Annotated in this window: 14 protein-coding genes; 10 read left to right on the forward strand and 4 right to left on the reverse strand. The window is 53.6% G+C overall.

What is annotated here, in order from left to right; translation table 11 throughout:
* Positions 1-179: 179 nt before the first annotated feature.
* Positions 180-1,964: a methyl-accepting chemotaxis protein gene (locus tag ACFSX3_RS18215; protein ID WP_209993267.1), complete on the forward strand. Its 1,785-nt coding sequence runs from the start codon at positions 180-182 to the stop codon at positions 1,962-1,964.
* 413 nt (positions 1,965-2,377) lie between these two features.
* Positions 2,378-2,620 carry a hypothetical protein gene (locus tag ACFSX3_RS18220; RefSeq protein WP_209993268.1) on the forward strand — a complete coding sequence of 81 codons (243 nt, stop codon included), beginning with the start codon at positions 2,378-2,380 and terminating at the stop codon, positions 2,618-2,620.
* Between the two features lie 306 nt (positions 2,621-2,926).
* On the opposite strand, the gene ACFSX3_RS18225 is transcribed toward ACFSX3_RS18220, so the two are convergent.
* The gene (locus ACFSX3_RS18225; RefSeq protein ID WP_209993269.1) at positions 2,927-3,883 is read right to left on the reverse strand and encodes a D-2-hydroxyacid dehydrogenase; all 957 of its coding nucleotides are present in this window, start codon (positions 3,881-3,883) and stop codon (positions 2,927-2,929) included.
* A 90-nt stretch (positions 3,884-3,973) separates the two neighbouring features.
* Between ACFSX3_RS18225 and thpR the strand changes: the two genes are divergently transcribed.
* Both thpR and ACFSX3_RS18235 read left to right on the forward strand, forming a co-directional pair.
* The gene (thpR, locus tag ACFSX3_RS18230) at positions 3,974-4,585 is read left to right on the forward strand and encodes an RNA 2',3'-cyclic phosphodiesterase (RefSeq protein ID WP_209993270.1); all 612 of its coding nucleotides are present in this window, start codon (positions 3,974-3,976) and stop codon (positions 4,583-4,585) included.
* 76 nt (positions 4,586-4,661) lie between these two features.
* On the forward strand, positions 4,662-5,564 hold the full coding sequence (locus ACFSX3_RS18235; RefSeq protein WP_209993271.1) for a cell wall hydrolase: 903 nt from the start codon (positions 4,662-4,664) through the stop codon (positions 5,562-5,564).
* 183 nt (positions 5,565-5,747) lie between these two features.
* Here ACFSX3_RS18235 and ACFSX3_RS18240 read toward each other — a convergent pair whose 3' ends face one another.
* Positions 5,748-6,944, reverse strand: a complete 1,197-nt coding sequence (locus ACFSX3_RS18240) for an MGDG synthase family glycosyltransferase (protein WP_209993272.1) — start codon at positions 6,942-6,944, stop codon at positions 5,748-5,750.
* Between the two features lie 296 nt (positions 6,945-7,240).
* Here ACFSX3_RS18240 and ACFSX3_RS18245 point away from each other — a divergent pair, with 296 nt between their 5' ends.
* From ACFSX3_RS18245 to ACFSX3_RS18265, 5 genes are all read left to right on the forward strand, one after another.
* Positions 7,241-7,816, forward strand: a complete 576-nt coding sequence (locus ACFSX3_RS18245; protein WP_209993273.1) for a TetR/AcrR family transcriptional regulator — start codon at positions 7,241-7,243, stop codon at positions 7,814-7,816.
* A 230-nt stretch (positions 7,817-8,046) separates the two neighbouring features.
* A complete protein-coding gene (locus tag ACFSX3_RS18250) occupies positions 8,047-10,401 on the forward strand; it encodes a YhgE/Pip family protein (RefSeq protein ID WP_209993274.1) in 2,355 nt (784 codons plus the stop codon).
* Between the two features lie 375 nt (positions 10,402-10,776).
* Positions 10,777-15,372: a glutamate synthase large subunit gene (gltB, locus tag ACFSX3_RS18255; RefSeq protein ID WP_209993275.1), complete on the forward strand. Its 4,596-nt coding sequence runs from the start codon at positions 10,777-10,779 to the stop codon at positions 15,370-15,372.
* Between the two features lie 566 nt (positions 15,373-15,938).
* The gene (locus ACFSX3_RS18260; RefSeq protein WP_209993276.1) at positions 15,939-16,865 is read left to right on the forward strand and encodes an ABC transporter ATP-binding protein; all 927 of its coding nucleotides are present in this window, start codon (positions 15,939-15,941) and stop codon (positions 16,863-16,865) included.
* Entirely contained in the window at positions 16,858-17,646 is a 789-nt protein-coding gene (locus ACFSX3_RS18265) for an ABC transporter permease (protein ID WP_209993277.1), read from the forward strand. Before ACFSX3_RS18260 ends, ACFSX3_RS18265 begins: the two co-directional genes overlap by 8 nt.
* Before the next feature lie 51 nt (positions 17,647-17,697).
* Here the strand turns inward: ACFSX3_RS18265 and ACFSX3_RS18270 are convergent, their stop codons facing one another.
* Both ACFSX3_RS18270 and ACFSX3_RS18275 read right to left on the reverse strand, forming a co-directional pair.
* Positions 17,698-18,147, reverse strand: coding sequence for a bactofilin family protein (locus ACFSX3_RS18270; RefSeq protein ID WP_209993278.1), 450 nt, complete (start codon positions 18,145-18,147; stop codon positions 17,698-17,700).
* 28 nt (positions 18,148-18,175) lie between these two features.
* Positions 18,176-19,465, reverse strand: a complete 1,290-nt coding sequence (locus tag ACFSX3_RS18275) for a M23 family metallopeptidase (RefSeq protein WP_209993279.1) — start codon at positions 19,463-19,465, stop codon at positions 18,176-18,178.
* A gap of 277 nt (positions 19,466-19,742) precedes the next feature.
* Between ACFSX3_RS18275 and cls the strand changes: the two genes are divergently transcribed.
* Positions 19,743-21,173 (forward strand): cardiolipin synthase, encoded by a 1,431-nt coding sequence (cls, locus tag ACFSX3_RS18280; protein WP_209993280.1) that lies wholly within the window; start codon positions 19,743-19,745, stop codon positions 21,171-21,173.
* Positions 21,174-21,253 lie beyond the last annotated feature (80 nt).

Here is a 21,253-nt window from a genome sequence, read left to right on the forward strand (position 1 = left end):
CGAAACTACGAAACGCCGACGTTTTCGTCGAGACCCATTGGCCTACCTTAAACAGATTGAAAACAAATTATGTTAGCAAATTAGTCAACCGTAGTTTTTTTTGCTTTTTTTATGAAAATAAATGAAATCAGATGGAAAATGGTGTAAACATCCAGACATTATCAAGGGGGCACACAGGTGTGGGTATAGGTCAGCGACTGAAGGAGCTGTTAGGAAAAGGGAGGAAGGGAGCAGACAAGGAGCAGCAGGCAAGTCTATTCCGGGGCAGAAAAAGCATCGGCTCCAAGATAGCCTACGGTTATGCGGCTCTGGCTGTATTCGTTATGATCAGCGGCGGGGTTTCGCTCTATCAAATGAACAATATGCAGAAGAACACCGGGAACATTATTAAAAATATCATTCCCGAGCTGAACAAAATACACAATGTCAATTACCTCACAGAGCATGTTATGGCCCTTAGCCTGCAGCATATCCTGAGCACTGACAACGCGGACAAAAACGCGCTTGCGGAAGAGCGGTCCAAATTTATCGGCAAAGTAGCGGGTACTTTTAAGGAATATAAAGCCAATCTGAAAGGAGAGCAGGAGCTGAAGCAATTACAGTCGCTCGTCGGGAAATGGGGTGAGTTCTTGACTGTCAACAATCAGGCGATCCTGCTCAGCAGCTCAAATGACGAGAAATTAGCCCTGGAGGTATCGCGGAAAGGGATTGACGCTTTTAATTCCATGCAGGTAGATCTGGATGCGCTGGTGGCGCACAGCCAGAAGGATGCTGAGGATGAGGGCAAGGTTTCCACGGATATTTTTAATACCTCCGGGAGAATGAATATTGGGACTGTGCTGATTGTCCTGATCGTTATCGGTTTGGTGAACATGTTCATCCGCAGAACGATCGTCAACCCGCTGAAGAAGGTAACGAAGCAGCTGCAGCAGATCTCAAGCGGGGATCTGACGGCAGAGGAGACACTGATTGGCAACAAGGATGAGATTGGTCTGCTGGCTACAACCGTGAATGAAACGAACCGCACGCTGCTCGAAATGGTCAGCCAGATCCGAAATGTATCGAGGATTATTTCGGAGCAGGGCGATGAGCTGATGCATACGATTGCCGATACCAAGGAGGGCAGCAGCCAGATCGCACTGACGATGGAAGAGCTGGCCTCAGCCTCCGGCAGCCAGGCCGAAGCAGCAGTGGATGCCTCCAAGGCGGTAGAGGAGTTAAATGCGTTAATCGAGAATTTTGCGGGCAGAGGTACGGATCTCTCCAATCATTCAGAGCAGGTCCGGCAAAAGGGCGAAAAAGGCCGGGCGCTTATGGAAAGCTCCGTGGCGCAGATGAACGAGATTGCCGATGCAGTCTCGCAGTCTATGGGCACCGTTGAAGAGCTGAACCGCAAGAATGAAGGCATCTTCCATCTGGTGGGGGCCATCCGGAGCATCTCGGAGCAGACCCATCTGCTGGCGATCAATGCCGCCATTGAAGCGGCACGGGCTGGTGACAGCGGACGCGGCTTCGCGGTTGTCGCACAGGAAGTACGGAAGCTGTCGGAGGATGTGCAGCGGACGGTCTCGGAGATTACAGAGATTACGCAGGGTATCCAGCTCGACTCCAGAACCATGGTAGAGCAGCTGCGCGGCGGAGTAGCCAAGACCGAGCAAGGCAGCCGGCAGATTGTGGAGACCGGGGATGCCTTGGCTGAAATCAACGGCTCGGTCCGTATGATGGCGGTGACCATCGATGAGATGGGCCAGGACCTGCAGCAAATGACCGGTGCCAGCGAGACCATGAATGAGTTCAGCCAGCATATCTCGGCACTCTCCCAGCAATCGGCGGCAGGTGTCGAAGAGACCTCTGCTTCTGCGCATGAGCAGCTCAGCTCAACCACCGCCGTGGCTAACGGCATCGCGGAGCTGAAGCTGCTGCTTACGGAGCTCCGGGAGTCGGTTAGCCGATTTAAGGTGTAGGGGATAGATTGAAGCGGCGAAATTTCGGGAATTAGGGATACGCCGTGACTGCAGAGAATGTTTGGACTTCCGGCCGCTGTTAGATTTGTATTTCCTTATTTAAACTGCTGTAAGCAGTAGAAATACAAATCTAAAGGCGGACGCTACCGCTCCTACAGTTCCAAACTTCTCTTCCGCCACTGCTCCCTAATGGGGGGATTTCAAGTTCAATCTATTTAGGGATGGAAGTATTTAAAGAGCCTCTGCTTAGTTCTGCAGAGGCTCTTTGTTTTGCGTGAATACGTGAATACGTGAATCACTGAATGAACTGAATTGCTGAAATTAGTTGAACGAGCTGAACGAGCTGAACGAGCTGAGCATTTATCGACATGTGGGTGTTGGTGATGCTAATGCTAATGCTGGTGGTGATGCTAATGCTGATGTTGGTGCTAATGCTGATGTTGGTGCTGGTGCTGGTGCTGGTGCTGGTGCTGGTGCTGGTGCTGGTGCTGGTGCTAGTGCTAGTGCTAATGAGTCCGCTTGGAATCCTGCACAATTTGCAACATTTACCTGATCAATATGAGGTGAATGAGAGATTGTTGCACAAATGTCAGCAATTCTTCTCCAGTTGGCAGATGAACGGGACAATTCCTGCATTTCATGCAACATTCCGCTAGAATAGCCCAAATTGGCGATACCCGAGTTGCAATATGTGCAACATTTGGCCGCAAGGGACCGTTAGAACTCTAAACTGTGAGTCTGCGAGGTAACAAAATTGCCATTACTCAACCAAACCCCTAGCTCGCCAACCCACCGACGCACCAAGCTATGACCTGCCAGCCGACCAACTAGCCGCCAACCCGCCAAGCTACGGCCTGCCAGCCAACCCGCCAAGCTACGGCCTGCCAGCCAACCCGCCAAGCTACGGCCTTGCCTGCCAACCCCCTAGCTCTCCAACCCGCCAGCTCAGCCGCCCAAGCCCCCTAGTACTGGCGGCTATAATCCACCAGGTTGCGCGAAGGCTTGCCGGATTCCAGATAGGCCTGCATGTTCTCCACGAAGATGTCGACCACCCGGTCGGCATAGCGGTCAGTTACCCCGGCACAGTGAGGGGTGATGATTACCTGCTCCATGCCCCATAGCGGGTGGTCCTCCGGCAGCGGCTCGGTCTCGAAGACATCGAGGCCCGCCCCGGCTAGCTGACCGCTGTTCAGTGCAGCGATCAGATCGTCCGTATGCGTGGTCACGCCACGGCCAATATTAATATAGTAGGCCCCCTGCTTGCAGGCGGAGAAGACCTCAGCATCGAACAGCCCGCGGGTTTCGTCGGTTAGCGGCAGGGTGTTGACCACGAAGTCCGCCTCGCGGACGGAGTCCTTCAGCTCCCCGGTGGTGAATATCTGGTCGAAGCTCTCTACCGGCCGTCCGGATCGGCTGACTCCGATCGTCTTCATCCGGAAGGCTTTGGCGATTCTGGCGGTCTCGCTGCCGATAGCACCGGTTCCGGCGATGACGATCGTCTTGCCGGTCAGCTCGCTCTCCTGCCCGTCCGAGTGCCAGCGGCGGTTCTGCTGGTTGCGGATATTCGTGTGCATATTCCGCGTGAACATTAGCATGAAGCTGAGGATGACAGCGGTAATCGGCTGCGCATGCACGCCGCTGGCGTTCGTCAGCAGAATTTCGCGTTCCTTCAAGGCCTCCAGCGGAAGCTTCTCTACTCCGGCAGACCAGGCTTGTACCCAGCGGAGCGGCGAGCCCTGGCGCAGCACGGTGTCACGGATGCCTTTGCCCCAGCCGATAATAATCTCTGCGCCGGAGAGCAGCTCCAGATCAGGGTTCCTGGAATCTCCAAGGGTAAGGGTGTACTCTGGTGCAGCGGCGCGGATCAGCTCCTGCTGAGCGGCTGACAGCTGCTGCATACAAACGATGGATTTAGTCATGTTGGTTCCCTCCTGTTCTACATTTCAGTAGAGAAATAGACGATAAGTATAGATAAGCATAACAAATCTGCCTGGAAAGGTGAAATTCGCATGAGTCATTTGGACCCGGAGCAAGAAGTGGAGCGCCTGTTCGTTGCGGTGCCGCTGCCTGATACGCTGCTTGAATATCTGAAGAATGAGTCTGCCCATGTGTCGTCCCGACTTAAATTTGCCAGATGGACACATTTCAAAGATTTCCATATTACGCTGCAATTTCTTGGAGATACCTCCAGGGAAAATATTCCATCACTCTATGAGGCACTATGGAAGGTTGCGCGCTCAAGTAAAGGCTTTCAGCTGAAGCTCGGCGAATGGGGCACCTTCGGTCTTCCAGACTCGCCAAGAGTGCTCTGGGCCGGGGTTTCCGGCGAATTGGAGCCGCTGAAGGAGCTGCAACAAAAGGTGGTTTCTGCAACCCTTCCTCTAGGATATACTCCAGAGATGCGAACGTACAATCCCCATTTGACAGTAGCCCGCAAATATCGCGGAGAAGATCCGTTTACGCTGGAGCAGCTGGAAAATTTACGGATGGACACCAAGCCCTCGGGCCAATTACTTCCAGAGATAGGCTGGACGGTAGATGCTTTTGTGGTGTATGCTACCAGGATGCATGCCATTCCTATGTATGAAATGACTGAAAAATTTACATTTTTCTCAACATAAATCGACAAGAAAGTTTTCAAAGCTTCCATTTTCGGTTACATACAATAGGAATGTGCCGTAAAATAGGAGGTAAAACATGTTGATTTTCAAACAGAGCCGCTATATTGCGCTGCTGGTTGGTGTAATCCTAGTGTCTTTCTCAGCGATAAGTTTGATGAACCCCGAAGGATCTGCTGCTACCGGGGAGAATGTAATAGAAATGGGTAAGTTGAACTCTGCAAGCCACCAGTCTGTGGAGCAGCTTATTCCGCAAGCCGCATCCGTCCTGCACAGGACAAGCCATTCAGCCGCAATCCATACACCCATGCTCTACACCACAGCTGCCAAGCCTGTCCATACCTGGACCCGCACAGTGAGTGCAGGATGGTTAAGTCCCGAGAAGCTGCAGCGCAAGGATGCGCCTAAGCCGGCTTCGATTCTGACTAAGCCTAAGGTAACTGTGGTGAAAGCATCGCCGCCAGTGGCGCAAGCGCTGAGGATCGCGGCAACGGGGACGAAGAGTGTGAATGTAAGCAAAGCTGTAACTCAGCAACATCCCCCCGCAACATTGTTCTTCTCCCGGACCAAGCTACTACCCAAGGAGCAGCAAGCTGAAGCTACCTGGAGCTACGCCGTATCCGGAGAAGACCTGCATCTGCTGCAAAAAATCGTCATGGCAGAGGCAGAAGGCGAACCGTACAAGGGCAAAGTGGCAGTTGCCAACGTTGTTCTAAACCGGCTGCGGTCAGCCAATTTTCCCGACACGATTAGAGAAGTAATCTATCAGAAAAGGCAGTTCAGTCCTGTAGGCAATGGGCGTCTTAAGCGCGTCAAGCCAAATGCGGACAGCATTAAGGCTGTGAATGCAGCACTTATGGGGGTCAAAGAAGTTACAGATGATACGTATTTTTTCCTGTCGCTGACGCTGGCACAGGATCTTACCGTGCATCATTCCCGGACACTCGCCAAGACCATCGGCAATCATACTTTCTATAAATAAAAAAAACTCTATACATCAGACGCTATACGTCTATTCTATTACGCCCTTATGGTGTTACCGGCTGACGCAGCCACATCAGGGATATCGCTGGCTGCTATATCTGTCAGCTCCGCGCAAAGAGCCTCCAAATCCAAGCTTACGGCTGGATTGGAGGCTCTTTGCAGTTCGGGTAGGGTAACCCGCTTAAGGAGTGACATAGACGGCTTCTTCGCTCCGTGCCTTGGGCGGCGGGGCGCTCCACGCCTCGGAGAAAACCGCTTCGGCAGCAGGCTTTCCCAGCATCTTGAGGATGGTGGCAGCGCAGTGCTGCGGCTGCTGGAGGTCCGGAGAGGTCTTGCGCTTCTGCGGTCCTCCGAATCCGGCATATTCGCTTAGGAGCATGGAGAACCATTTATCCACGACGCCCGGATCAAGCATCTCGGCCAGCCCCAACTCAACGAAATACTGGCTGTTCTTCTCTTCCTGTCCCGGGATGGCATTGTAGAACAGCATGGGAATACCCTTGGCCTGGGCTTCAGTGCAGGTCATTCCGCCGGGCTTCGTGATCAGCAGATCGGAGGCATCCATCAGCTTGTTAATCTCACTGCTGTACCCGAGAATCCTTACATTGGGATGGTTCAGCAGGGGGTTGGCCTGCATTTTGGTTATAGCCTTGTCGTTGCTGCCCATACAGAAGATAAGCTGGATCTCATTGATCCGGGCGGTGAGCGAGTTCATAATATCCTTGCCGAACATCAGGCCCCAGCCGCCGCCCATAATAAGCGCAGTCGGGATGTCAGCGAGCCCCAGCTCTTTGCGCAGCTTAGTCTTACCCTGGGACTCCCAGAATTTCGGATGCACCGGAATTCCGGTCACGGTCACCAGCTCGGAGGGGACGCCGCGTCCTGTAAGAATGGATTTAACCTTTGAGGTCGATACCAGATATCGGTTGGCTTCCGCATTCACCCAGCTGCCGTGGGCATCATAATCCGTAATCAGCGTGTAGAACGGTACATCCAGCCCCTGACGCTTCAGCCTGGAGATGACCGCAGCGGGAATCGGATGCGTGCAGATAATCAGATCCGGCTTAAGCTGCTCAATGACCTGAGAAGCATGGTTATAAAAAATCCGGTGAAGGGCCAGCTGGGTCAACCGGTTGAGTGATTTATGATATTGGGTCTTATACATCATGCCGACCAGCTTCGGCTGGCTGCTGACAGTTTTGCGGTAAGCGGAAAGAATCCAAGGAGCGACCGTAGGATTCAGGAATTTTCCGAGCTCGAAGACCCGGCACTGAACATCGGGGTTCAGCAGTCGTATTCCTTCAGCCAGAGCATAGGCTGCCCCTGTATGGCCCGTGCCGAAGCCTTCCGAAAACAGCAGTACTCTTTTCTTTCGCATAAGTTCACCTGCAACTTTCCATTATGGGTAGATTAAATAGATATCTTTATTAGTCCGTTTGCGGTTTGCGCGTACATGCTTCTCCTAATATTATACTAGGGATTTTGCTTCTTTTCTCACATTATACAAATAAGACGTAAATAGAAAGTTAAAACACTGCAATAAAATAAAAAAAAGTTGCAAACTATTGCAAAACTATAGGCAAAGTGATAAAGTTGGTCTTGACCGAGTGACCGGATCAGTAAATTGGTCAGAACAAGGCTGCTAGACGATCCTCAAGGAAAGGGAGTGTATGAATGGCTGTGGTAGATCGAAGGCAGCAGGTGCTGCAGGCGGCGACGAAATCTTTTTCATTATTCGGCTATAAGGCAACTACAATGGATCAGGTCGCCAAGATTGCCAATGTCGGCAAAGGGACGATTTACACCTTTTTTACGAACAAGGAACAGTTATTTGATGAAATCCTGCGTGATGTCATCCTCGAGATGAAAATGATCGCCGAGCGGGAGATTAGGCGCGATAAGCCGTTTTTTGATAATCTGCACCGTGTGCTGGATGCCCTGCTGGAATTTCGGAGCGAACACGAGCTATTCATTAAGCTGTCTCAGGAGAGTCTTGACTTCGGAACGCCGCAGGCTGGTGAAGGACTCGACAAGATCGAGAGTGTGGTGCTTGAATATCTGGAACGGGAGGTGGAGCAGGCCATTCGTCAAGGGGAAATCAAACCCTGCGATCCACAGATTGTGTCGGTGGTAATGTTCAGGCTATATATCGCGCTTACTGCTGAGCTGAGCAAGGTACATGTGCCGTTGACCAAAGAACAGATCAAGCATTACTTTCATCTGTTTTTGGCAGAGGGGCTGTCACAGTAGAAGTTAAGTCCGGTATAGGGATGGCGTCTCGTACAGCTGCGCTTTCCCTGAGTGGTGATCGATGAGGCGGATGGTTCTGAATCAGGGTAGACTCATTTTTTTTTGCCTTTAATTGACCGAATGGGGAAAACAGTCATCCAGTGTTACTGTAACATTCACGAAACTATCATTTCACAGCAAGTCATCGTATTTTTCAAGAGAGAGCATATGATCATAAGGAGAGAACCAGAATGAAATCTTTATCCGTGTTTATGAAGGATCTTGGCGCGGTATTCAAGAATCCCAAGATGCGTATTTCCATGTTTGCCATTCTATTTATTCCTGTTCTGTATAGCGGATTGTTCCTGAAGGCATTCTGGGACCCTTACGGTAAAATGAACGAGCTTCCGGTAGCGGTTGTCAACCAGGATAAAGGTGCTGATTATGAAGGCACCAAGCTGACCGCCGGAGAAGATCTGGTCACGGAGCTGAAGAAGACGGACGGGTTCAACTGGAATTTCGTCAGCAGGGAGCAGGCGGAAGCCGGGCTTGCAGATAATACCTATTATATGGCGATTGTGGTTCCGGAAGACTTCTCGGCCAAGGCAACTACACTGCTGGATGCAGATCCGCAGCCGGCCAAGATCATCTACGAGCCGAATGAAGGCTACAACTTCCTGGCAGGCCAGATTGGCGGCACGGCAGTGAAGGATATCAAGAGCAAGGTATCCGCCAAGATTACGGAAGCTTATACCAGTTCTGTGTTTGATAAAATCACCAAAATCGCAAACGGTCTGGGCGAAGCCGGAGACGGTGCGACCAAGATCGCAGACGGCGCCACCAAGCTGGATGACGGCGCTCTGAAGCTGAAGGACAATCTGGTTGTCCTGACCGAAGGCACTGGCAAGCTGCTGGATGGTGTAGCGCCGCTTACGCAGGGCGTGAGCGACCTGAATAATGGAGCAGCCGCTCTGAAAACCGGCAGCAGCACGCTGGCCGGAGGACTGCAGCAGTTATCCGCAGCACATAAGCAGCTGCAGGAGGGTGTAACGCAGTCGGCAGCGGGCAGCAAGCAGCTGAATGCCGGGCTGCAGAAGACTGCAGCCGGTACGGCTTCGCTACAGGCCGGAACACAGTCGGCTGTAGTCGGCACAGAGAAGCTTCAGACAGGTACGAAGGCAGTCGTGGACGGCAGCGCGAAGCTTGCGGCCGGATTAAGTTCTTCCGCCGACGGCAGTGCGAAGCTTGAAGCCGGACTTACGGCTTCGAAGGATGGCAGTGCCAAGACAGCAGCCGGAGCAAAGGCTGTAGCTGACGGTCTGCAGGCGCTGGCGAAGTCGAATCCGACGCTTGCGGCAAGCCCTGAGGTGCAGAAGCTGCTGGCAGCAAGCGCGGCAGTAGCTGCGGGCACGGCGCAGCTGGACCAGGGCCAGCAGCAGCTCCTGAACGGAGCTGCTGCCCTTAACAGCGGCCAGGGGCAGCTGCTTGAGGGAGCAAATCAGCTGCACAGCGGTTCACAGCAGCTGGATGCAGGTATAGGCCAGCTGCATGACGGAGCACAGAAGCTCTACGCAGGCAGTTCGCAGCTGCTGGATGGCCAGAATCAGCTGGCAGCCGGAGCAGGCGCACTGGAGAACGGCGGCGCGAAGCTGGCCGCAGGCATGAAGCAGTTCGGCGCGAAGCTGGACGAAGCTGCAGCGGGCGGCGTGAAGCTGGCAGACGGGGGCCGGGCGCTTGAAGCCGGCACCACGAAGCTGCTGGCTGGCGCAGGCAAGCTGGGCAGCGGTCTTAGCTCGGTAGCCGATGGCTCGAAGAAGCTGAGTGACGGAGCAGGGCAGCTGAAGGATGGCCTGGATGAGCTGAAGACAGGCTCCGGTGAGCTGGCAAGCAAACTGGGCGATGCGGCATCACAGACCAAATCGGTGAACAAGACCGATGGACTGGTATCCATGTTCGCCCAGCCGGTCCAGATCGAAGAAGTGAAGGTTAACAAGGTGCCTAACTACGGTACAGGATTCGCTCCTTACTTCCTGTCCCTCGGATTGTTCGTAGGTGCTCTGATCTGTACGATTGTTATCCCTATGCGTGAATCCGAAGTCATTGGCGCCAGCCGGTTCAACCGGTTCATGAGCCGTACACTTACGTTCTCCCTGATGAGTGTGCTGCAGGCGCTGCTGGCGGTCCTGATTGTCTTGTATGGTCTGGGACTTGAAGTACAGAATGTACCCTTGTTCTACGCCTTCTCGTTCATTACCAGCCTGGCCTTCATGTGGATGATTCAAGCTATTGTTACCTGGATGGATCAGCCGGGCCGCTTCGTAGTCATTCTGATTCTGATCTTCCAGTTGACTACAAGCGCAGGAACCTTCCCGCTGGAGCTGATTCCAGACTGGATGAAGATCTTCAATCCGCTGCTGCCGATGACTTACAGTGTCAAAGGCTTCAAGGCAGTAATTTCTACTGGAGACTTCGGCTCCATGTGGGCTGATGCAGGAACACTAGGTGCTTATGGAATAATCTTCCTGGCACTTACCTTCACCTACTTCATGACCCGTGACCGCGGCAATGAAGCTGTGCTGAAAAGTGAACAAGTTTTGACTGTATAAAGCAACAACATTCTTTGTAAAACATACGAACCAAAAGCGCCCCCTTAGGGGGCGCTTTTGGTTTATTCATAAATATAAATAGCTAATGGAAGTGCCGTTTTCAGGCCGGGAAAATGGTTGAAACGCTTTCAATGCATAAGCGCTTATTCGTCATTTATGCATAATTATACATTCGACAGTTTTTTTACGCTTTTATTCGCTAAAGCTGCAATGTAAAAGTATTTGTTAATCAAGCTCATAAAAAAGTTTAAATTGCGCTCATGTCAGCTCGATGATAAAATAATAACACCAATTCTGCCTGAATAAATATTAAGATTTTCCGCTGAAAAATTTTCCTGGAATTCCGTCTACTTTATAATAGAGAGGTTGCATGTGATGAGACACACTGAACTGCCCGGCAAACAGGGCCTTTATGATCCCCAGTTCGAAAAAGACGCTTGCGGCATGGGATTTGTCGCGCATATTAAAGGCAAGCCGTCCCATGATATTGTCAGCAATGCGCTGACTATGCTCTTCAATATGGAGCATCGGGGAGGCCAGGGAAGCGAGCCGAACTCTGGAGACGGAGCCGGCATTATGCTGCAGATTCCTCACCGTTTCTTTGCCGGCGAAGCCGCGAAGCTGGGCTTTGAGCTTCCGGAGCCGGGCCATTATGGCGTGGGCATGATCTTTCTGTCTCATAACGAGGAGATCCGGGCCAGCCATGAGGCACTCCTGAGCGAGATTATCGCGGAAGAGGGCCAGCAGGTACTCGGTTACCGCGATGTCCCGACCTTTGACGAAATGCTCGGCAAGACGGCCAAGGCTGCGAAGCCATATGTACGCCAGGTCTTTATCGGCCGCTCGGAGGGAATCAAGGATGACCTGTCCTTCGAACGCAAGCTGTATGTGATCCGCAAACGGGCAGAGCTGGCGATTCGCTACGGCGGGGCAGAAGAGGGCGAATCCTTCTATGTGCCGAGTCTCTCCTGCAAGAAGATCGTATACAAAGGCATGCTGACTACCGTACAGGTAGGACAATTCTATCTGGATCTTCAGGAAGATACGCTGGAATCAGCAATTGCGCTGGTCCACTCCCGCTTCAGCACCAACACCTTCCCGAGCTGGGAACGTGCCCACCCTTACCGCTTCATGATCCACAACGGTGAAATTAACACCCTTCGCGGCAATGTGAACTGGATGCATGCCCGCCAGTCGCTGTTCAAGAGCGAGAAGTTCGGAGAAGACATCAGCAAGGTTAAGCCGGTGGTGAATCCGGACGGCTCCGATACGGCCATGTTCGATAATACCTTTGAATTCCTCTACCTGAGCGGACGCTCCCTGCCCCATGTGGCGATGATGATGGTTCCTGAGCCTTGGAGCAATCATGACAGCATGGACGAGAAGAAGAAAGCCTTCTATGAATACCACAGCACCCTGATGGAACCGTGGGACGGGCCTGCCGCAATGGGCTTCACCGACGGTGTACAGATCGGGGCCATCCTTGACCGTAACGGCCTGCGTCCTGCGCGTTACTATGTCACCAAAGATGATCTGATTATTCTCTCCTCTGAAGCGGGTGTCCTCGACATTCCGGCAGAAGATGTACTATACAAAGACCGGCTGAGACCGGGCCGGATGCTGCTCGTGGATACGAAGCAGGGCCGGATTATCTCGGACGAAGAGGTAAAAGCCGAGATCGCCTCCGAGCAGCCTTATCAAGAGTGGCTGGATGAGCATCTGATCGGCCTCGATCAGCTCCCGGATGCACCGGAGCTGCCGAATCCGAAGCATGATAATGTGCAGCAGCTGCAGCAGTCCTTCGGCTATACCTTCGAGGATCTGCGCAAGGTGCTGGAGCCCATGGCCTCCACAGGCGCCGAAGCTGTCGGCTCCATGGGTTACGATTCACCGCTGGCCGTGTTATCAGACCGTCCGCAGCGCCTGTACAATTACTTCAAGCAGATGTTCGCCCAGGTCACCAACCCGCCGATTGATGCGATCCGTGAAGAACTGGTAACGTCCACAGCGACTACGATCGGACCTGAACGCAACCTGCTGAAGGCAGAACCGGAGAGCTGCCGGCAGATCTCGCTGGATTCTCCGATTCTCTCGAACGAGGATTTTGCCAAAATCCGTCATGTCCGCCGTGCGGGCTTCAAGTCGATGTCCATTCCGATTCTCTTCCCGGCGGAGCTGGGAGCAGAGGGGCTGCGAATCGCCCTTGACCGGATGAATGAGGCGGCAGACCGCGTCATGGGCAAGGGCCATAATATTCTTATTCTGTCCGACCGGGGTGTAGACCGCGAGAATGCGGCAATTCCTGCGCTTTTGGCAGTCTCCAGCCTGCATCACCATCTGATCCGCTCGGGAACCCGGACCAAGGTCAGCATTCTGCTGGAATCCGGCGAACCGCGTGAGGTTCATCATTATGCGCTTCTGCTGGGTTATGGTGTAAGTGCGGTCAATCCTTACTTGGCCTTCGAGAGTCTGGATGACATGATCAGCCAAGGCCTGCTCCGCGGAATCTCGCATGAGAAGGCTGTGAAGAACTATATCAAGGCAGCTACGAAGAGCGTGGTCAAAATCCTGTCCAAAATGGGAATCTCCACGATTCAGTCCTATCGGGGGGCACAGATTTTTGAAGCGGTCGGGCTGAATTCGGAATTCGTGGACCGTTACTTCACTTGGACGCCTTCGCGTATCGGCGGAATTGGCCTGGAGGAAGTGGCGCAAGAAGCACTTGCCAGCCATAACCGCGCCTTCACCGACAAAGACGGCAACGATATGGTGCTGGATTCCGGCGGTGAATACCAGTGGCGCAGTGACGGGGAAGAGCATCTGTTCAACCCTCAGACCATTCATCTTCTGCAGCACTCCGTGCGCAGCGGTGATTATGAGATGTATAAGAAGTATGCAGGACTCGTTCAGGGCGAAAGCGAGAAGCACCAGACGCTGCGCTCGATGCTGGAGTTCAAGAGCACCAATGCTCCGGTCTCGCTGGATGAGGTAGAATCGGCTGAATCGATCATGAAACGCTTCAAGACCGGTGCCATGTCCTTTGGCTCGATCAGCAAGGAAGCACATGAGACGCTCGCCATTGCGATGAACCGCATCGGCGGCAAGAGCAACACCGGTGAAGGCGGGGAAGATCCGGCGCGCTTCATTCCGGATGCTAACGGCGATTCCCGCCGCAGTGCGATCAAGCAGGTGGCCTCCGGACGGTTCGGCGTTACCTCGAACTATCTGGTGAATGCTGACGAGATTCAGATCAAGATGGCGCAGGGCGCCAAGCCGGGTGAAGGCGGACAGCTTCCGGGCCGCAAGGTGTATCCTTGGGTTGCAGAGGTCCGTGGTTCAACGGCAGGTGTAGGACTGATCTCGCCGCCGCCGCATCATGATATCTATTCCATTGAGGATCTGGCCGAGCTGATCTATGATCTGAAGAATGCCAATCCGCGTGCCAGTATTAATGTGAAGCTCGTCTCTGAGGTTGGCGTTGGCACTATTGCCGCAGGTGTGGCTAAGGGCCGCGCCGATATTATCCTGATCAGCGGTTATGACGGCGGAACCGGCGCTTCGCCGATGAACTCCATCCGTCATGCCGGACTGCCTTGGGAGCTGGGCCTGGCGGAGACCCACCAGACGCTGATGCTGAACAATCTGCGCGACCGTGTCGTGCTGGAAACCGACGGCAAGATGCTCAGCGGGCGGGACCTCGCGGTAGCCGTTCTGCTGGGTGCCGAAGAATACGGCTTCGCTACTGCACCGCTGGTAGCCGTAGGCTGTATCATGATGCGTGTATGCCAGATGGACACCTGTCCGGTTGGCGTAGCTACCCAGAACCCTGAGCTTCGCAAGAACTTCATGGGTGATCCACAGCATGTGGTGAACTTCATGACCTTCGTGGCACAGGATCTGCGCGAGATTATGGCCGAGCTGGGCTTCCGGACGATTGAAGAGATGGTTGGCCGCACCGATTGCCTGGATGCAGTTAAGGCATCCACGCACTGGAAGAAGAAGGGCGTCGATCTGAGCAGCCTGCTGCACACTCCGGCTATGCCGGAAGGAAGCACACGCTTCCGCAGCAAATTCCAGAACCACGGTTTGGAAGAGACCTTGGATATGACGCATCTGCTTGACATTGCTGCACCTGCGCTGGAATTCGGTACGGCAGTGGAAGCTTCTCTGCCGATTACGAACGTGAACCGTGCGGTGGGTACGATTCTCGGCAGTGAGCTGACGCGCAAATACGGCGCAGCCGGGTTGCCGGACGATACGATCCGGCTGCATTTCACCGGATCAGCGGGACAGAGTCTGGGCGCATTCGTGCCGAAGGGCGTCACTATTACCGTTGAAGGCGACTCGAATGACTATGTCGGCAAAGGGCTGTCCGGAGGCAAGCTGATTATCCGGCCTTCACGCAAGGCTACCTTCGCGGCAGAAGATAATATCATCATCGGAAATACAGCACTATACGGAGCGACTGGCGGCGAAGCTTACGTGAGCGGCATTGCCGGTGAACGGTTCGCTGTCCGCAACTCCGGGGCGAATGTAGTCGTTGAAGGCGTGGGCGACCACGGCTGTGAATACATGACCGGCGGCCGTGTGGTTGTACTGGGTTCAACGGGCCGTAACTTTGCAGCAGGGATGTCGGGCGGTATCGCTTATGTATACGATCCTGACAACACCTTCGTCAAACGCTGTAACCTGGAGATGGTGCTGCTGGAGCGTGTGGAGGAAGCGGACGAAAGCGCTGAACTGCATGCCTTGATTAGCCGCCATACTGAGCTTACAGACAGTAATGTGGGCCGGGCGATTCTGGACTCATGGGCTGAGGCCCTGCCGAGATTTGCCCGGGTGATTCCGAAGGATTACAAACGGATGCTGGAGCAGATCCGCAAGGTGGAGCAGAACGGTTTGACCGGTGAAGCTGCACTGATGGCTGCTTTTGAAGCGAATATGCGTGAGCTTGCGCGTGTTGGCGGTTAATGTTCTACATTTCATAAGTGATATGCTTCGGCATTGACGGAGCGCATTATCAATTCAAGAGGCCACCTCTTTCCCATATGGAAAGAGGTGGCCTCTTATGTTTTTCTTACAGGAAATTATGGTCTCGTCTGATGGGTAAGCGGGCCAAATGTATGTGAAAAACAGCATACATTGTGCTGACGCGAGGGTGGGCGGGCCAAGTGTATGTGAAAAACAGCATACATTGTACTGACGCGAGGGTGATTTTGTGCCAAGCCGTTTCCACTGGCTTTCACTGCATTTCTTTCCTAATTTCAGGGAAAAGGGAAGGTGTGGTAAAATATATAAATGGTTGAAACGGGTTTTGGATATAACAATAAAGTGTAAGTAACGGAGGGGAAGTTTGGAACTGGAGGAGCGGTAGCGTCCGCCTTTAGGTTTGGATTTCTACCGCTATGAGCGGTGTAATGAGGAAATCCAAACCTAACAGCGGCCGGAAGTCCAAACATTCTCCGCAGTTACGATGGAAACTTTAATATTTTTATTTATGCCCGTTTCACACCAAACCGACGAAAGGAAGTGAAGTTATGCCGAATACGGCAGAAGTGGTAAAGCCAGTAGCCAGCCTGATGGGGGTCACCAAAAAGATCGGCTCCAAAACGCTGATCAGCGACTTGACACTCGACATTCCACCCGGGCAAATCTTCGGATTCCTCGGGCCGAACGGAGCCGGTAAAACCACTACCATCCGTATGATGGTAGGACTTATCTCCATTAGCCGCGGGGATATCTTAATCTGCGGACGAAGCATCAAAGACCATTTTGAAGAGGCCATAGCCAATGTGGGGGCCATCGTAGAGAATCCCGAAATGTACAAGTTCCTTACCGGATACCAGAATCTTCGCCAGTACGCCCGCATGGTGCCCGGTGTGACCAAAGAGCGCATCAATGAAGTAGTGGAGCTGGTTGGCCTCAGTCAGCGGATCAATGACCGGGTCAAGACCTATTCCTTAGGGATGCGCCAGCGGCTGGGGGTGGCCCAGGCTCTGTTGCACCGGCCGAAGCTGCTGATTCTGGATGAGCCGACTAACGGACTGGACCCGCAGGGGATCCGTGAGCTGCGTGACTATCTGCGCAAGCTGTGCCAGACTGAGGGGACAACCGTGTTTGTCTCCAGTCACCTGTTGTCGGAGATGGAGCTGATGTGTGATAGTGTGGCGATTATCCAGAACGGCCGCCTGATCGATGTGAAGCAGCTTAAGACTGTTGGGGATGCAGCGGTACCGGTGAGCCAGACGTTCTTCGAGGTGGATAACCCTGAGGCTGCACTGGCGCAGATCGGCCAAGGCGTGATCATGGAAGGCGGAATAGCTGTAGATGCGGTGCGGGATGAGATTGCCGAGCTGAATGCCAAGCTGGTAGCTGCCGGGATTAAGGTCTACAGCATCAAAGCGATGTCCCGTTCGCTCGAAGATCAATTCTTGGAAATTACAGGAGGTGAAGGCATTGGGTGAGTTCGCTTCTCTCATACATAATGAGAATATCAAAATATTCAGACGTCTGCGGACATGGATTATGCTGGTTCTTCTGGCGCTGATGAGCGCGCTGTTTCCGGCGCTGGTTCACTTCACCACGAATGGCAGCGATGTAGTCGGGTTATGGGACAGCTTCCGGACTACCGTAGCCATCGCTTTTTTCCTGAATACCATCTTCACAGCTTTAGTGGCTGCCGACTCCGTGGCGGGCGAATTCACCTGGGGAACGATTAAGCTGCTGCTGATCCGCCCTTGGAGCCGCTCCAAGATTCTGCTCTCGAAATATATTTCGCTGGTCATCTTCAGCCTTGTCAGCACGGGCGTGCTGATCCTATTCGGCTATGGCTCCGCCTTCATTTTCTCTTCCGGGGCTGCAGGGATTACGGGGGACTCGGTGATGGGCTGGGGGCAAGGAGAATATGTCTTCATGCTGATTCTGTGCAGCTACATTGAGCTGTTCCTGACAGCAGCCATTGCCTTCATGATCTCCAGCGTATTCCGCTCCAGCGGCCTGGCGATTGTGCTGTCGCTGTCGATCATGTTTACCAAGGATATCTTTATCGCCATCTTCAACCCCGACCGCTATGAGTGGGCGAACTATCTGATTTTTGCCCATATGAATCTTAGCAATTATCTGGTGTCGGATACCGGTCCCGGAGGAGCAACGCTAGGGTTTGCGATTGCCGTTCTGGCTGTGTATTATGTTGTATTCATGGCGGTATCCTGGATTGTGTTCCGTAAAAGGGATGTGGCAGCGTAAAGAGCAAGAAGGAGCTTGCCAGTTTAGGTGTACAGGCTGAGAGCTTACGGCTCATGCGCCCTCCAGCTTACTCTGCTTGCTCTCTCTGCGCTTGCCTGCAGTCTTCTTGGCAGTGACCGTATGCAGCCCGCCCGCTGTCTCAGGGGCGGGCTGTTCGGTCATGGCCACAGCCCCGTTCAGCAGGCTGCCTTCCGTAATGCTCAAGGAACCGGCGGCAATATTGCCGTGCAGCTGTCCCGTTCCGGTCAGAATGAGCTTCCGCTGGGCGGTTACATCTCCATAGACCTTGCCGGCGATAATGATCTCCTGCGCCTCAATGCTGGAGTGGACGGTGCCCTGTTCACCGACCGTCACAGTACCCTCACATAGAATCTCCCCGCTGAAATTCCCTTCAATCCGCAGGTTCGTATCGCAATGCACTTTCCCCTCAAGCGTGCCGCCATGTCCGATCAGCGAGTCGGTTGACCTCAGCGAAGCACCCGATTGACGTCTGTTCCACATTCCCGCATTCCTCCTTATATTCTTGAACCTATAAAGGCTTAACATAATTGAGCGGATTCACCGGCTTGTTCTGCTTCACGACCTGAAAATGCAGATGGGGGCCCGTGCTGCGCCCGGTGCTGCCCAGCATGCCGATCTGCTCCCCTTTGCCGACCCGTTCACCGGGGGTGACCGTCATCTGGTTCAAATGCATGTACCAGGTCTCCAGTCCATTGTCATGCTTGATTATGATGTATTTGCCCCGGGCTCCCATTTGTTCTGCCGAGGTAACCACACCGCCCAGCGCCGCGTATACTGCATCTCCGATATTTCCTGCAATATCAATCCCTGAATGATAAGCAGAGACGCCCTTAAAAGGATCGGAGCGGTAACCGAAGCTGGAGGTGATGACCTTCGAGCCGGTAGGCCACATCACAGCCCGCGCCAGCCGGGCTTGCTTCTCCTGGGCTTGTTTTGCTTGGACATCCGCTCTCGTCTTGTGTGCCTTTTCGGCCTGGGTAATCGTGCTGGAGATACTGCCAATCATCTCATCCATGATGCTGTGGATCTCCTCGAAGTCGTCCTTTGTCTCCTCAACCAGCCGCTGCGGATCATTCTCGTAGACGGCGACATATTCACCGCCGACCTGCGGATTCACCGTCCGGCGCAGTGCGGTGGCAGCAGCCCGGAACCGAAAGTTAACGGCAGGGGATACGGCGGCAGGCGGCGATACGGCAGGAGGGACGGCTTCCAGCTGCTCCCGGATGAACGGGCCGGCGCTTAACCGGCTGACTTTGCCATGGGTTCCAGCGGCAGCAGCGCCGGTATCCGGCAAGCCCGCCACAAGCAGCTGCCTGCCGTTGCCGGAAGCTGCTGAGGTTGACGTATCTGCGCTGTAGGTCTTGGCGCCAGCATTTTCAGTGCGGATAGCCGCACTAGAACCGCTACCGGCAGCAGAAGAGGTGCTTTCTTTGTTGATCAGTGATTGCAGCTGCTCTTCCAGCTCAGTCACACTCTTCAGCTTGTCTTTAATGCTCTCCGCTTCCTCCGAGAGCTCGCTTACCTGGCCGCGCAGCTGCTGTAGCGCCTGATCCTTATCAGCAACCTTCAGCTCCATGCGGATATTGGTCAGTGATAAGGCGGCCGCTTCGGCCTCCAGCTCTGCGATGGACCGGGAAGCATGGATATGCATGGAGGTGACCAGACTGGAGAGGGACAGCGCGGCTGCGGCAGGCAGCGCCAGAGCGAAGGGCTTCGACATCTGCAGCTGCTTCACAGGCCGTCCGGCCTCACGCATAACGAGCAGCGTAATCTTTTCCTGACTTGGCTGACTCTTCATAACGTCTCCTTACTGCGGCCATGGAAGCCGCTGGGTATGAACTGACTGATATCATCTGTCGGGGTGCAGGGGGCTTATCCGATTCGTCCTACTACTCTATGTATTCCATAACTAAGGTGAACATGACAACGGTTTACTTGAATAAAGAAGGAGAGTTAAGGCAAAACCTGTAGTAAGCGCAGGCTTCTGCCGCGGCAGATTCCTCATGAAAGTTAGCAAGCGCCGTCTATGCCCGCAGAGATAGTAATAGTTCTTACAGTTGATCAGGAGGCCCGGAATGAGGATATTTGCCGTTATCTTATGTCTTTTTATTGTGCAGCTTGCTATTATTACCGCTTCCGAATTTCGCCGTCCGCAGCGGGCACTTGCCTGGATATGTATCACCTTCTGCTGCCCGCCGCTGGGCCTGCTGTTCTACTATTTCCTGGGCCGTGATTACTGGCAGAGCCGCAAGCTTGGCAACCGGTGCGTCTCCCTGCTGCGGGAAATCCGCATTCACGTTGCCGGTAAGATTCATAGGGTCAAACAGGTGGAAGACACCGGAAACCCCGGCTTTGAGCACCGCTCTGAGCTGCTGCACCTGTTCTCGGGGCTGGCGGACAATCCGGTTACAAGCCATAACCGGTGTGAGGTGCTCTCCGGCGCGCAGGAAGCGTATAAGTCCATGCTGGAGGCGATGGAGCGTGCGCAGGAGCATATCCACATGGAATTTTATATTTTCCGGGATGACGGGATCGGCAAGCAGTTTCAGGAGCTGATGATCCGCAAGGTACGCCAGGGGGTGAGGGTGCGCCTGCTGTGCGATGGACTGGGAAGCCATAAACTAAGCCGGGGCTTTGTGAATACACTGAAGAACGCGGGGGTGCAGGTCTATTTTTTTCTGCCTCCGCTGACTGCACTGCCGGACCGCCGGTTCAACTACCGCAATCACCGGAAGATCCTGGTGGTGGACGGACTAACCGGATTCACCGGAGGCATGAACATAGGCGATGATTACCTGGGCAAGAATCCGAAAATGGGCTACTGGCGGGATACGCACCTGCGGCTGGAAGGGGATGCCGTCTATCATCTGCAGTATGTGTTTCTCAAGGACTGGCGGCTGGCGGCCGGTGATATTATCAGCCATCCGCGCTTCTTCCCGGATCATGACTGTAGCGGAAGGGATGCCGTGCAGATTGTCGCCAGCGGCCCGGATGCGGCGATAGATGCCACCCAGGAGATGTATTTCGCTTCTATTTGTGCTGCAAGGCAGCGGATCTGGATGACCTCGCCGTATTTCATCCCTGACCCTGCGATAAGCAGGGCGCTGAAGAATGCGGTCCTTAGCGGAGTGGACGTAAGGATCATTATCCCGGCGAAGCCGGATAACAAGCTGGTCTATTATGCCACGCTGTCGTATCTGGAGAATCTGCAGGACGCCGGCGTGAAATTTTACCGCTATACCACAGGGTTCATGCATGCCAAGGTAATGATTATTGACAGCCTGCTGGCCACCGTCGGCAGTGCCAATCTGGACATGCGCAGCTTCTATTCCAACTTCGAGCTGACAGCGGTGCTGCTCCGTCCGGAGATTATTACAGAGCTGGCTGAGGACTTCAGCAGAGACCTGAAGCACAGTGAATTCATTGATCCGAAAAAGTTCCGGGAGCGCAGCCGTAATGTCAAACGCATAGAAAGTCTGTGTCAGCTCTTATCTCCGCTATTATGAGAGAAAAGATGGCGGAATCATCGTTTATCGAAGGTTATATCAATTTACATGCGTTATTTGAGGTTCCTTTATGATATAAT

This window comes from Paenibacillus rhizoplanae, assembly GCF_042684125.1.
GTDB classification, from domain to species: domain Bacteria; phylum Bacillota; class Bacilli; order Paenibacillales; family Paenibacillaceae; genus Paenibacillus_AQ; species Paenibacillus_AQ rhizoplanae.